We start from the raw sequence: 12,667 nt of genomic DNA, 5'->3' as shown, positions 1-12,667 counted from the left end.
GTCTCAGGCCTCGCCTGCGGCCACGGCGCGGGCGACGTGGTGCGCCAGCAAGCGACCGCCACGTTCCAGCCCGCGCTCGCGGCGCAGGTCGAGCCGTTGCGGTTCGCTCAGCGCGGCGGCCAGCGCGGCGGCCAGGTCACCCTGCCATACCGCCTCCACCGCGCCCATGCGCACGTAGTTGTCCACGCCGGGTGCGAACACCGGCGAGCTCAGGCTCAGTGCCTGCAGCTTTTCCAGTGGTTGCTTGGTGACACGCGCCATCGCGCGCAGGTCCATCACCCGTACCTGTGCCTCGGGCAGGGCGAAGATGCGATCGGCCATCAGGCCGAAGGACAGGAAACCGCCGCTGACCGATTCACCGTAGACCAGGCTGACCAGTGCAGCGCCGCGCCGGCGCGCCAGCTCCAGGCTGCGCGCCAGGTGGGCGAAGCAACCGTTGATGCCCAGCAGTTCATCGCGCCGCGCCAGCCGCTGGCCAGCGGTATCGACCAGCATCACGATCGGTCGTGTGGGATGGCCGCGGGTGCTGGCCAGCACGCAGGCCGACAGTGCCAGCGCATGGTCCACGCCGACCTCCAGCTTGTTGGCGGTGCCGATCACCGTCACCTCGCCGCCGGCGGTGGTTGCCGTCCCGGTGAGCACGTCGTCGTTGCGTTCGACGCGATGGCCGGCGGGGAACAGCGCCGGCAGCAACTGATCAAGGTTCATGGGACGCTCCGCGCGGCAACCGCGTCGAGGAAGGCGGCCGTATCCAGCAGCGGCAACCGCTCGGGATCGGCGATGCCCTGGCGGGCCCAGATCTCCAGCCCGTCGCGGCAATCACCGTAGGCCGCGATGCGCGCTTCCAGCTGCTGCTGGGCCTGCTCGAGCGCCGCCAGCGGATCCTGGTCGGGATCACAGGCGGCAATCGCCGCGACCGCCGCATCGGCGAACGCCTGCATGCGATCAGCGACCAGCGTGGAGGCTTCGCCGATCAGGTAACGGTGCTTGCCACCGGTCACCCGCCATACCAGCGCACGATCACGCGAGTCGAACTCTTCCACGCCGCGCACGGTTTCAATCACTTCCGGGCCTGACAGCGACAGGCGGCCTTCTTCGGACATCAGCACGGCCGAGCAGCAGCGGGCGACGATGCCCATGCCGCCGAACGCACCATTGCCGCTGCCCACCAGCGCGATGACCGGAACACCCTCGGCACGTGCGGCAAGTACCGCGCGCATGATTTCGGAGATGGCGATCAGCCCGGCATTGGCCTCGTGCAGGCGCACCCCGCCGCTGTCCAGCAGCAACAACACCGCTTCCGGGCGCAGCTCGCGGGCGCGTTCCAGCAGGCCGGTCAGCTTGGCGCCATGCACCTCGCCCACACCGCCGCCCATGAAGGCGCCTTGCTGTGCAGCGACCAGCACCTCGCGCCCCTGCAGGCGCCCGGCACCGACCACGATGCCATCGTCGAACGCGCCGGGCACGTCCAGCTGTGCCAGGTGCGGGCTGATGGTGCGGCGGCGCGGACCGAAGAATTCGCTGAAGCTGCCAGCATCCAGCAGGCCCTCGATGCGCTCGCGCGCATCGGCTTCGTAGTAGCTGCGCTGGTTCATGCATCACTCCCGCGTTCGGCAAGGGTTTCCAGCGCCTGCTGCAGGCGCAGGCTGACCACCGCCGGGGTGGCGCCGGCATCATTCAGTGACAGGCGGATATCGCGCAGCGGGTGGCGAGCGGCGAAATCAGCCAGCACCGCCTGCCAGACGTCGCCGAAACCGCGCGCGGAGGTGATCACCTCGATCTCCATCGCGCCATCCAGTGGGGCCGGCTCGACCAGCACTTCCAGGTTGCCGGAGGCGACCACGCCGACCAGCGCATGCAGCTCGGCGCTGCCAAGTACCTGGGTGCCGGGAAAACGATAACGAAGGGTTTCCATGGAGAGTGTCCCTTACCAGTTGCGGAAACGTTTGGGCGGTTCGTACAGGCCGCCGGACCAGTGCACCAGGTCCTTCACCGAGCGCGCAGCCAACAGGTCGCGGCTGGCATCGCGGCTGCGCACGCCAAGGTCTTCGGCGCGGCGGATCACCCCGCGGTCGCGCAGGTTTTCCACCATCGCCTTGTCGCGTGCCATGCCCACGGCGGTGTAGCCGGCGACCCCGCGGATCGCCTGTTCGCGCTCTTCCGGCGTACGGCACAGCAGCAGGTTGGCGATGCCTTCTTCGGTGAGGATGTGGGTGACATCGTCGCCATAGATCATCACCGGTGGCAGTGGCATGTTGGCCCGCTCGGCCAGTTCCCAGGCATCCAGACGGTCGACGAAGGCCGGCGCCATGTGTTCGCGGAAGGTTTCCACCATCTGCACGACCAGCTTGCGCCCGCGCGGCATCTGGCCGGGCAGGGCGGCCTGCTGGCCGGCCTTCAGCCAGGCCGGACTGGCGTGACGACGGCCGCGGGCATCGGAGCCCATGTTCGGCGCGCCGCCAAAACCGGCGATGCGGTCGCGGGTCGCGGTGGAACTGTTGCCCTGCAGGTCGATCTGCAGCGTGGAGCCGATGAACATGTCGCAGGCATACAACCCGGCGGTCTGCGAGAACGCGCGGTTGGATCGCATGCTGCCGTCGGCGCCGGTGAAGAACACGTCCGGGCGGGCCTGGATGTATTTCTCCATGCCCAGTTCAGAGCCGAAGGAGTGAACGGATTTGACGAAGCCCGATTCGATCGCCGGGATCAGCGCCGGGTGCGGATTGAGCGCCCAATGGCTGCCGATCTTTCCCTTCAGGCCCAGCGATTCGGCATAGGTGGGCAGCAGCAGCTCGATGGCCGCGGTATCGAAGCCGATGCCGTGGTTGAGCCGCTGCACGCCGTATTCGGCGTAGATGCCCTTGATCGCCATCATCGCCATCAACACCTGGATTTCGGAGATCTGCGCCGGATCACGGGTGAACAGCGGTTCGATGTAGTTGGGACGCGGCGCCAGGGTCACGAAGTCGACCCAGTCGGCCGGGATGTCGACGCGGGGAAGCGTGTCGACGATCTCGTTGACCTGGGCGATGACGATGCCGCCACGGAACGCGGTGGCCTCCACGATCACCGGGGTGTCTTCGGTATTGGGGCCGGTGTAGAGGTTGCCGTGGCGGTCGGCGGCCTGCGCGGCCACCAGTGCGATCTTCGGGGTGAGGTCGATGAAGTAGCGGCCGAACAGCTCCAGGTAGGTGTGGATGGCGCCGATGTCGATGCGGCCTTCGGCCACCAGCCCGGCCAGCCGCGCGCCCTGGGGTCCTGAGAAGGAGAAGTCCAGCCGCTTGGCGATGCCGCGCTCGAACACATCCAAGTGCGAAGGCAGCGACAGCACCGACTGCACCATGTGGAGGTCGCGCACCCGTGTCGGGTCGACCTGGGCCAGCGACTCGGCGAGGAAGTCAGCCTGCTTCTGGTTATTGCCTTCCAGGCAGACCCGGTCGCCCGGTTCGATGACGGCTTCGAACAGGTCGGTCACGCGGGCGTGCGGCACCTCGCGCTGCAGTCCGGCCTCGGCGGCCCGCTGCAGCCGCTGTTGGCGCTGTTGCTCAAGGGTATTCCAGACACGGGTCATGCCACTGACCTTTGTAATTACGGAGTAATTACGACGCTATCACCGGATTCCTGACCCTGCAAGCGTGAGTGCAGCAGAAACACCAGCGCACGCGAATCAGTGCGGATGCGTATCATCCGTATCTTTGGCCCGCCACCGGAGTCCTGCTTGACCTCTCTTCGCCCGATCAGTCCGATGGGCCGCGTGTTCGCGTGGACCGCCTTCTTCGAAGCCCTGACCTGGGCTGGCCTGCTGCTGGGCATGTGGCTGAAATACGGCCCGCAGACCACCGAGTCGGTGGTCTGGCTGTTCGGCCGCCTGCATGGGGTGGTGTTCATGGCCTACGTGGCGGTGACCGTGCTGGCTGCACTTCGCCTGCGTTGGCCGTGGTGGGCGACCCTGCTGGCGCTGCTGGCGGCCGTGCCGCCGCTGGTTACCCTGCCGCTGGAATGGTGGTTCCGCCGCCGCGGATTGTTGTCGGCCCAGCGCTGAGGCGCAGCCGCTCAGCGCACCGCGCGCGCCGCGATGCCGACCAGCAGCAGGGCGATGGCCACCAGCACGAAGGCCGTCACCAGGCTGCTCAGCTGGGCCACCAGCCCGACCAGTGCCGGACCGGCCAGCACGCCGGCATAGCCCAGCGTGGTGACCGCGGGGATCGCCAGGCTTTCCGGCATGGCCTTCTGGTTGCCGGCCAGGGTGAACAGCACCGGCACGATGTTCGCGCAGCCCAGGCCGACCAACGCATAGCCGACCAGTGCCACCGGCAGCGCGCTGGCGAAGGTGGCCAACAGCAGGCCAGCGGCTGCCACCGCACCGCCGATCAGCACCGCACGCTGCTGGCCCAGCCACGCCACAGCGCGATCACCGAACAGACGCGTGACGGTCATCGCGACCGAAAAGACCAGGAAGCCCAGGCCCGCACGGCCCGCTGGCACACCCTGCACCTGGTTGAGGAACACCGCGCTCCAGTCCAGCATCACCCCTTCGCCGAGGAAGGCAACGAAGCACAACACACCGATCAGCAATACGATGCCGCGCGGGATGGCGAACATGGGGGCATCGCCGGGCGCGCGCTCGCTGCGCCAGTACGGCGCGGCCAAGGCCACTATCAGCCCCATCGCCGCCACCAGCAGGCAGGCGCCGACCCACGGCGCCACGCCGAGTGCGAGCAGGCCGGTCATCGCCGCCGCGCCGACCGCCCCGCCGATGCTGTAGAAAGCATGGAATCCGGACATCATCGGGCGCCGGGCATCGCGCTCGACCAGCACCGCCTGCAGGTTCATGACGCAGTCGCAGGCGCCGATGCCTGCCCCGAACACGAACAGGGCCAGCGCCAGGCTGATCGCCGATGGGGCGAGGGACAGCAGCGGCAGGGTCAGGCCGGCCATCAGCAGGGTCACCAGCATCAACGCGCGGCAGCCGTGGCGCGCGGCCAATGCGCCGGCCACCGGCATCGCCAGCAGCGAGCCGGCACCGAGGCAGAGCAGGGTCAGGCCGAGGCCGCCTTCGTCCAGGCCGGTGCGTGCCTTGGCGAAGGGAACCAGCGGGGCCCAGGCCGCGATGGCGAAGCCGGGCAGGAAGAACACGGCGCGCGTGGCATGCTGCTGCCGCAGGGCGACGGACGGGATAGCTGCAGACATCGGTAGGCTCGGTGAGGGAATCAGGAAGAGGGGGCACCGCTGACGATCACGTCCAGCCCCTGCAGGCGCAGCGCATCGACCAGCGCGGTGGGCGCATCGGCCTCGACAACCAGCACGTCGACCTGCTCGCGCGAGGCGATCCGATGGCTGGCGATCGCGCCGAGTTTTTCATTGCTGACGACCACCACGATGCGGTCGGCGCAGCGCACCAGTGCACGCTTGAAAGCGGCTTCCTCGCCGTCCACCGCCCAGGCCGTGCCCTCGCGGTCGATCGCGCAGGTGCCGGCGAAGCAGACATCCACGTGCAGCTCGGCGAGGCATTCCATCGCCTGGCTGCCGAGCACCGCGCCGGAACGCCGTTCCAGGCGGCCGCCGATCAGGCTGACCTCGATGCCCTCGCGCGCCATCAACAGCAGGGCGATGTCCGGTGCGTTGGTGACCACCCGCAACTGAAGGTCACGGGGCAGCATCGCGGCGATGGCGCTGTTGGTCGATCCGGCATCCAGTGCGATGACCTCACCGTGGCGGACCAGGCCTGCTGCCCGCAGGGCGAGCGCCTGCTTGCGCGGCAGGTCCTGCTGCTGGCGCTCGGCCAGCGGCGGGAAGGTCGGGGTGAGTGGCAACGCGCCGCCGTGCACGCGCCGGCAAAGACCGCGTTGGGCCAGCTCGCGCAGGTCGCGGCGGATGGAGTCCTCCGACACGCCGAACTGCAGCGCCAACGGCGAAGCAAGCACGCGGCCCTGTTCACGCAGCAACTGCAGGATGGCCCGCTGGCGCTCGCCGGGCAGGGTGTCGGCACTGTTCAATGGAGCGATGCCGTACGCAAGGGGGAGGGCATGGGCGGGCACGCGGTTCGGGCGGATCGCCATGCTATCGAGCCCGCGCGCGTTCGTGCAAGATCGTGCATCGTCGTGCATACGTATTCACTGACCTGCGGCGTGCCCGCTGGCCGTGCCGCGATCAACGGCGCCCCGCAACGCGGCGGCGCCGCAACGTGACACGCGCGAAAGTCATCCCATCACGACGGCGCGGCCGGTACGCTGACGGCCATGATGGCGAAGGGAACCGGAAGGATGGTCAACGCATGGCGGTAGTACGTGACGGCGCGATGGTCGATGGGGGCGCGCCTGCGCTCGGCGACAGCTTCGGCCGTCGTTTCCCTTATCTGCGCCTGTCGCTCACCGAAGCCTGCAACTTCCGCTGCAGTTACTGCCTGCCTGATGGCTACCAGGGCGAGGCTGGTCCTCGCTTTCTCGGCGTGGCGGAAATCCAGCGGTTGGTGCGTGGCTTTGCGGCACTGGGCATGCACAAGATCCGCCTGACCGGTGGCGAGCCCAGCCTGCGCAAGGACCTGGAGCAGATCATCGAAGTGGTTGCCGCCGTGCCGGGCATCCGCAAGGTGGCCGTCACCACCAATGGCACGCTGCTGCCACGTCGGTTGCCCGGCTGGCATCGTGCCGGACTGACCGGGCTCAACGTCAGCATGGACAGCCTGCAGCGCGATCGTTTCCATGCTCTGACCGGCCACGACCGGCAACCGGAAATTCTGCAGGGCCTGCAGATGGCGCAGGCACTGAATATTCAATCGGTGAAACTCAATGCGGTGCTGCTGCGCGGCGTCAACGATGACGAACTGCCGCAGTGGATGGAATTCCTTCGCGAGCGACCGGTCAGCGTGCGCTTCATCGAACTGATGCGCACCGGCGACAACGAGGCCTACTTCCTGCAGCACCACCGGCGCGCGGACGAGGTCATCACCCAGTTGCTGGAGGCCGGCTGGAGCGAGCGTCCGCGGTATCCCGATGCCGGGCCGGCGCGCGAGTTCGGCCATCCCGGCCACCGGGGGACGGTCGGCATCATCGCGCCGTACGCCCGTGATTTCTGCAGCAGCTGCAATCGCCTGCGGGTGACCGCGCGCGGTGACCTGCGGCTGTGCCTGTTCGGTGAGTTCGGCGTGCCGCTGCGCCCGCTGCTGCAGTCCGACGACGACTTCGACGCCCTGCTGGCCCGCATCACGACCCAGCTCGGGTTGAAGGCGGCCGGCCACGGCTTGCACCAGGGCCAGACCGGGCTGATCCCGCACCTGGCCTCCATTGGAGGATGAAACACAGCATGAGTGGTGAGATGAGCGCGGCCTTCCACATGGCCGATGTGCGTGACAAACGGATAACCCGACGCCGCGCGGTGGCGGTGGGCGAGCTGCTCGCCGGCTCGCTGGCCTACCCGATGATCGTCGAGCGCCGCCTGCCCAAGGGCGATGCGCTGGTAATGGCCGAAATCGCCGGGCTGCAGGGCGCCAAGATGGCCTCTGCGCTGATGCCGCTGTGCCACCCGCTGCCGCTGGAACTGGTGCGCGTGCACTGTGCGCCGGTGCCCGGACGACACGCCATCCGGGTGTGGTGCGAGTGCGCCAGCGAGGCCCGTACCGGTGTGGAGATGGAAGCGTTGGCGGGAGTCAATGCCGCGCTGCTGACGCTGTACGACCTGACCAAACCGGTCGAACCGGCGCTGGAGATCAGTGGCGTGCGGCTGCTGTTCAAGGAGGGGGGCAAGCGCGGGGTATGGATCCATCCGCAGGGCTTGGATGCGCAGGAAACCGAACGCTTCGCCCCGCGTGCGCCGTTGCAGCTGCAGGGCGCGCGTAGTGCGGTGTTGACCCTGAGTGATCGTGCCAGCGATGGCCGCTACGAGGATCGGTCCGGGCCAGTGCTGGTGCAGGGCCTGCAGGCGCTGGGCGCGGAGGTCGCGTCCGCGGAGGTACTGGCTGATGGGATCGAGCCGCTTGCCTCGCGCCTGCGCGCGCTGGCGGCCGAGGGCGTGCAGTTGTGCCTGTGCACCGGCGGTACCGGCCTGGGGCCGCGTGACCTGACCCCCGAAGCGCTGCAGTCGCTGGGCGGCCGGCGCGTGGATGGGCTGGCGCAGATGCTGCGCGCGCTCAGTGCCCAGCACACGCCGATGGCCTGGCTCAGTCGCGCCGAGGTGGTACAGCTGGACGGCATGCTGGTGTTTGCCCTGCCGGGCAGCCCACGCGCCGCCGCGCAATGCCTGGAGATGCTGGCACCACTGCTGGGCCATGCCCTGGCGATGATGACGGGCAGGGGGCACGCGTGATCACCTATGCCGAGGCGCTGCGCATCGTGCTGGAGGCGGCACCGTTGCTGCCGGACGAGCCGGTCGCGCTGGACCAGGCGTGCGGTCGCACACTGTCCGCGCCCATCTACAGCCCGCAGTGCGTTCCTCCGTTCGACAATTCCGCGATGGACGGCTTCGCGCTGCGCCTGGACGGATCCACGGCCACGGCGGGTAGCGAATTCGATGTGTTCGGTTGGCAGGCCGCAGGGGATGCGGCAAGCGTCGCGGGCAACGGGGCATGGGAGATCATGACCGGTGCCCGTCTTCCGGATGGCCTGGACAGCGTGGTGCCGGTGGAGCAGGTGGAGGTCCTGCGCAGCGAAGGCGGACGCCCCCTGCGGGTACGCCTGCGCGCCGACGTAGCGCCGTTCCAGTTCGTGCGCCTGCGCGGCCAGGACGTGCAGTCCGGTGAACAGGTGCTGGCAGAAGGTGAGCGCCTGGATCTCAACGCACTGAGCCTGCTGCATGCCATCGGCGCAGGGCAGGTGAGGGTCAGGGCGCGTCCCCGCGCTGCGGTCATCGCGACCGGCAAAGAACTGGTCAGCCAGGCCGGCCAGGCGCTGCAGTCCGGACAGATCCGTGACAGCAGCCGTCCGGCGCTGGTCGCCCGGCTGCAGTTGGCCGGTGCGCAGGTGGTTGCCGATGCGCTGGTGGGTGACGAGGTGGCCGCCTTTGATGCAGCGCTGGACCAGGCGCTCGCGGCCGGCGCACAGGTGCTGGTGAGTACCGGCGCGGTGTCTGCCGGCCGCTACGACTTCATTCCCGCCGCGTTGCAGGCGCGCGGAGCGCACATCCTGTTCCACAAGGTGGCGATCCGCCCGGGCAAGCCGGTGCTGTTCGCGCGACTGCCCTGCGGCGCGCTCTATTTCGGCCTGCCGGGCAATCCGGTGTCGACCGCGGTCGGCCAGCGTTTCTTCGTGGAGCCGCTGCTGCGCGGCATGCTCGGCCTGCCGGCGGAGGTCGCGCTGCGCCTGCCCTTGCTGGTCGCTGCGGACAAACCGGAAGGCCTGCGCTTCCATGCGCGTGCGCGGGTTGAGATCGATGCCAGTGGGCAGCTGGGCGTGCGCGTGTTGGCCGGGCAGGAATCGTTCCGCCTGAAGTCTTCATTGCAGGCCAATGCGTGGGCGGTACTGGATGAAGCAGGTGACCAGGCCCCGGCGGGTAGCCGGGTGCAGGTGATGGGGTGGGGTCATGCAACGCCCCTGCAGGTGAATCGACAGGAGCAGGCATGAGGCAGGTGACGGTGCAGTTGTTCGGGGCGTTTTCCGAACTGGATCCCACGCGCGAGATCGCGGTGGATGTGGCCGGCGGCCGGGTGGCGGATCTGCGCGCGGCGTTGGAAGCGCTGCTGCCGGTGCGCTGGCCCGCGTTCCGCGCTGGATTGCTGGAGTACTCGGCGTTCTCCGACCAGCAGCGTGTGCTGCGCGATGATGACGCGCTGCCTGAGGACGGGCGCGTGGCGATCCTGCCGCCGGTGAGTGGAGGATGAGCATGGCAGAGCAGGACCAGTGGCTGATCGTCGACCGCGCCAGCGCGGCCATCGATGCGGCAGAGGCGATCGCCTTCGTGTCTGATCCCGGCTTCGGCGGCATCGATGTGTTCATCGGCAAGGTGCGCGACCTCAATCAGGGACGCGCCGTGCTGGGCATCACCTATGACCTGTTCGATCCATTGGTGATGGCCGAGTTCGAAAGGCTGGTCGGCGAGGTGCGCGGGCAGTTCGGGCCGCGGGTGAAACTCTACGTGGCGCATGCCAAGGGCCGCCTGGCGGTGGGCGATACGGCCGTGGTGGTGGCCGCCGGAACACCGCACCGCGACGAGGCCTTCAAGGCCTGCCGCGCGCTGATCGAAGCGGTCAAGCACCGCAGTCCGATCTGGAAACAGGAGCACTACCAGGACGGCGACAGTGTCTGGAGCGAAGGCTGTTCGCTGTGCCACGCTGCCGATGATGTCGGCCCCGCCTCGTCGCCCCCCGCAGCATGAAAGAGGCCTGCCAGATGAAATCCTGGATCGCCGCCTTCCTGCTGCTCGCCGCTGCGCCGGTGGCAGGTGCGGCGGAACTGACCGTATCAGCCGCCTCGAGCCTGACCGAGAGCTTCCGCGACATCGCAACCGCCTACCAGAAGGCCCATCCCGGCACCCGGATCGACCTGAACTTCGCCGCCTCCGGCGTGCTGCTGCAGCAGATCGCACGCGGTGCCCCGGTGGACGTGCTGGCCTCGGCCGATGAAGCGACCATGGACCAGGCGGTGAAGGGGGGCCACGTGGACCCGGCCACCCGCCGGGTATTCGCGCGCAACGCGCTGTGGGTGATCGTGCCGCCGGACAGCCGCCGGCCCCTGACCTCGTTGCAGTCCCTTGCGCAACCCGAAGTGACGCGGGTAGCCATCGGCAACCCGGACAGCGTGCCGGTGGGCCGTTATGCACACGCTGCGCTGCAGTCCGCCGCACTGTGGACGGCCGTGCAGCGCAAGACGATCACCACCCAGAACGTGCGCCAGTCCTTGGATTACGTGGCGCGCGGCGAGGTGGACGCGGGTTTCGTCTATGCCACCGACGCGCAGGCGATGCCCGGCCGTGTCAAACGTGCGTTCCAGGTACCGGTCAGCGCCGGCATCACCTATCCGCTGGCGGTGGCCTCGCACAGCGGCAGGGCGAGCGAAGCGCAGCGCTTCGTCGCCTTCGTGCAGTCGGCAGCAGGCCAGGCGATCCTGCGCCGGCATGGCTTCAGCGCGCCCTGATCGATGGACCTGGACTGGAGCGCACTCGGGTTGTCCCTGAAAGTGGCCGGATGGGCCACCGCGATCAACCTCGTGCTGGGTGTGGCGCTGGGCTGGTTGCTGGCGCGTCGCCGCTTCCCCGGGCGCGAACTGCTGGACACACTGCTGACCCTGCCGATGGTGCTGCCGCCGACCGTGCTCGGCTACTACCTGCTGGTGCTGATCGGTCGCAATGGTCCGCTCGGGGGCTGGCTGCAGTCCAGCTTCGGCATCAACCTGGTATTCACCTGGCAGGCGGCCGTGATCGCGGCGGCGGTGGCTTCCTTGCCGCTGGTGTTCAAGCCGGCCCGTGCGGCCTTCGAAGGCGTGGACGGGCAACTGGAGCAGGCGGGGCGCACGCTGGGCGCCAGCGAAGCGGCGGTTTTCTTCCGCATCACGCTGCCGCTGGCCTGGCGCGGCATCCTGGCCGGCCTGTTGCTGGCGTTCGCCCGCGCGATGGGGGAATTCGGTGCAACGCTGATGGTGGCGGGCAGCATTCCCGGGCGCACCCAGACCTTGTCCATCGCCATCTACGAAGCGGTGCAGGCGGGCCAGGATGGACGCGCCAATGCGCTGGTGCTGCTGACCTCGGCGGTGTGCATCGTGGTGCTGCTGGTCGCGGCCCGGCTCGTCGGCGGACGGCGCAGGGAGGTACGCGATGTGGCTTGACGCGGATATCCAGCGCCACCTGCATGCCTCGGGTGAACATTTCCGGCTGCAGGTGCACCTGCAGTGCACGCAGCGTCGCGTGGTGCTGTTCGGTCCCTCCGGGGCAGGCAAGAGCCTTACCCTGAAAGCAATCGCCGGGTTGCTCACCCCCGATGCCGGTCGCATCGTGCTCGACGGCCAGGTGCTGTTCGATTCTGATGCCGGGATCTGCGTGCCCGCACGCGCTCGCCGGCTGGGTTACGTGTTCCAGGATTACGCGCTGTTCCCGCATCTCACCGTGCGGCAGAACGTGGCCTTCGGCGTGCAGCGCGGATGGTGGAACGCACGGCGTGGCAGTCGCCACGCCGAGGTCGAGCACTGGCTGCGCGTGCTGCGCATCGACCGCTTGGGTGAGCTGCTGCCCTCGCAGGTTTCAGGCGGACAGCGGCAGCGCGTCGCACTTGCCAGGGCGTTGGTGACGCGTCCGCGTGCGCTGTTGCTGGATGAACCCTTCGCTGCATTGGACCACGATCTGCGTGCGCACCTGCGTATCGAGCTGCAGGCCGTGCTCGACCAGGCCGGCATGCCGCTGTTGCTGATAAGCCATGATCCAGAGGATGTGGCCGTGTTCGGCGAGCAGGTACTGCATCTGCTTGACGGCCGTGCGGCAGTACCCGACGAACGCGTTCAATGCCGTCACGCTGAGCCGCCAGCCTCGTAGCGCGCGGGGTCGCGCGGTTCGCGGAAATCGGCGCGCACATGGACTGCGGCGCGGTGCCCACGACGCGCGAATCTGAAATCTTCAGCCAATCCATGCGCGGCTGCATTGCTGCGCACTGCGGCGCTGTCGGCACGCGGCACGTGGCGGTACTGGCCGCTGAAGCGGTGCATACGCTCAGCTCATGCGGCGATGTTCGTCACACATCACGCGATGTCAC

General features: G+C 68.6%; 16 protein-coding genes. 9 read left to right on the top strand and 7 right to left on the bottom strand.

From position 1 onward, the window contains the following. Positions 1-3: 3 nt before the first annotated feature. From mdcE to mdcA, 4 genes are read right to left on the bottom strand one after another with little or no spacing between them, the layout of a single operon-like run. Positions 4-708 carry a biotin-independent malonate decarboxylase subunit gamma gene (gene mdcE, locus SOM47_RS11445; protein WP_042613587.1) on the bottom strand — a complete coding sequence of 235 codons (705 nt, stop codon included), beginning with the start codon at positions 706-708 and terminating at the stop codon, positions 4-6. Then, positions 705-1,595 (bottom strand): biotin-independent malonate decarboxylase subunit beta, encoded by an 891-nt coding sequence (locus SOM47_RS11440; protein WP_042613586.1) that lies wholly within the window; start codon positions 1,593-1,595, stop codon positions 705-707. The genes mdcE and SOM47_RS11440 overlap by 4 nt, the downstream gene beginning before the upstream one ends. Next, entirely contained in the window at positions 1,592-1,915 is a 324-nt protein-coding gene (gene mdcC, locus SOM47_RS11435; RefSeq protein WP_042613585.1) for a malonate decarboxylase acyl carrier protein, read from the bottom strand. Before mdcC ends, SOM47_RS11440 begins: the two co-directional genes overlap by 4 nt. Before the next feature lie 12 nt (positions 1,916-1,927). Further along, positions 1,928-3,571 (bottom strand): malonate decarboxylase subunit alpha, encoded by a 1,644-nt coding sequence (gene mdcA, locus SOM47_RS11430; RefSeq protein ID WP_320505615.1) that lies wholly within the window; start codon positions 3,569-3,571, stop codon positions 1,928-1,930. Positions 3,572-3,745: 174 nt separating this feature from the next. Between mdcA and SOM47_RS11425 the strand changes: the two genes are divergently transcribed. Continuing rightward, on the top strand, positions 3,746-4,042 hold the full coding sequence (locus tag SOM47_RS11425) for a DUF3817 domain-containing protein (RefSeq protein WP_235306047.1): 297 nt from the start codon (positions 3,746-3,748) through the stop codon (positions 4,040-4,042). Between the two features lie 11 nt (positions 4,043-4,053). Here the strand turns inward: SOM47_RS11425 and SOM47_RS11420 are convergent, their stop codons facing one another. Continuing rightward, positions 4,054-5,190, bottom strand: coding sequence for an MFS transporter (locus SOM47_RS11420; protein WP_042613582.1), 1,137 nt, complete (start codon positions 5,188-5,190; stop codon positions 4,054-4,056). A 20-nt stretch (positions 5,191-5,210) separates the two neighbouring features. Next, on the bottom strand, positions 5,211-6,059 hold the full coding sequence (locus SOM47_RS11415) for a DeoR/GlpR family DNA-binding transcription regulator (RefSeq protein ID WP_320505614.1): 849 nt from the start codon (positions 6,057-6,059) through the stop codon (positions 5,211-5,213). Between the two features lie 239 nt (positions 6,060-6,298). On the opposite strand from SOM47_RS11415, the gene moaA reads away from it, so the two are divergent. From moaA to SOM47_RS11375, 8 genes are read left to right on the top strand one after another with little or no spacing between them, the layout of a single operon-like run. Further along, positions 6,299-7,294, top strand: coding sequence for a GTP 3',8-cyclase MoaA (gene moaA / locus SOM47_RS11410; protein WP_042613613.1), 996 nt, complete (start codon positions 6,299-6,301; stop codon positions 7,292-7,294). 8 nt (positions 7,295-7,302) lie between these two features. Beyond that, positions 7,303-8,301, top strand: coding sequence for a bifunctional molybdenum cofactor biosynthesis protein MoaC/MoaB (moaCB, locus tag SOM47_RS11405; protein WP_320505613.1), 999 nt, complete (start codon positions 7,303-7,305; stop codon positions 8,299-8,301). Beyond that, positions 8,298-9,554 carry a molybdopterin molybdotransferase MoeA gene (locus tag SOM47_RS11400; RefSeq protein ID WP_320505612.1) on the top strand — a complete coding sequence of 419 codons (1,257 nt, stop codon included), beginning with the start codon at positions 8,298-8,300 and terminating at the stop codon, positions 9,552-9,554. The genes moaCB and SOM47_RS11400 overlap by 4 nt, the downstream gene beginning before the upstream one ends. Continuing rightward, complete coding sequence (locus tag SOM47_RS11395; protein WP_320505611.1) at positions 9,551-9,811, top strand: MoaD/ThiS family protein; 261 nt, start codon at positions 9,551-9,553, stop codon at positions 9,809-9,811. The genes SOM47_RS11400 and SOM47_RS11395 overlap by 4 nt, the downstream gene beginning before the upstream one ends. Before the next feature lie 2 nt (positions 9,812-9,813). Further along, the gene (locus SOM47_RS11390; RefSeq protein ID WP_042613578.1) at positions 9,814-10,305 is read left to right on the top strand and encodes a molybdenum cofactor biosynthesis protein MoaE; all 492 of its coding nucleotides are present in this window, start codon (positions 9,814-9,816) and stop codon (positions 10,303-10,305) included. A 14-nt stretch (positions 10,306-10,319) separates the two neighbouring features. Beyond that, positions 10,320-11,063 carry a molybdate ABC transporter substrate-binding protein gene (gene modA, locus SOM47_RS11385; protein WP_320505610.1) on the top strand — a complete coding sequence of 248 codons (744 nt, stop codon included), beginning with the start codon at positions 10,320-10,322 and terminating at the stop codon, positions 11,061-11,063. Between the two features lie 3 nt (positions 11,064-11,066). Next, on the top strand, positions 11,067-11,750 hold the full coding sequence (gene modB / locus SOM47_RS11380; protein ID WP_320505609.1) for a molybdate ABC transporter permease subunit: 684 nt from the start codon (positions 11,067-11,069) through the stop codon (positions 11,748-11,750). Next, the gene (locus SOM47_RS11375) at positions 11,740-12,450 is read left to right on the top strand and encodes an ATP-binding cassette domain-containing protein (RefSeq protein ID WP_192083594.1); all 711 of its coding nucleotides are present in this window, start codon (positions 11,740-11,742) and stop codon (positions 12,448-12,450) included. Before modB ends, SOM47_RS11375 begins: the two co-directional genes overlap by 11 nt. Here the strand turns inward: SOM47_RS11375 and SOM47_RS11370 are convergent. Further along, positions 12,426-12,620: a hypothetical protein gene (locus SOM47_RS11370; RefSeq protein WP_320505608.1), complete on the bottom strand. Its 195-nt coding sequence runs from the start codon at positions 12,618-12,620 to the stop codon at positions 12,426-12,428. The two genes, SOM47_RS11375 and SOM47_RS11370, sit on opposite strands and share 25 nt — an antisense overlap. Positions 12,621-12,667 lie beyond the last annotated feature (47 nt).

Source organism: Stenotrophomonas sp. CFBP8980 (genome assembly GCF_034046095.1).
In the GTDB taxonomy this organism is placed as follows: Bacteria; Pseudomonadota; Gammaproteobacteria; order Xanthomonadales; family Xanthomonadaceae; genus Stenotrophomonas; species Stenotrophomonas lacuserhaii.
The sequence above is the reverse complement of the archived record's forward strand: the minus strand, read 5'-3'. Positions and strand labels throughout refer to the sequence as shown.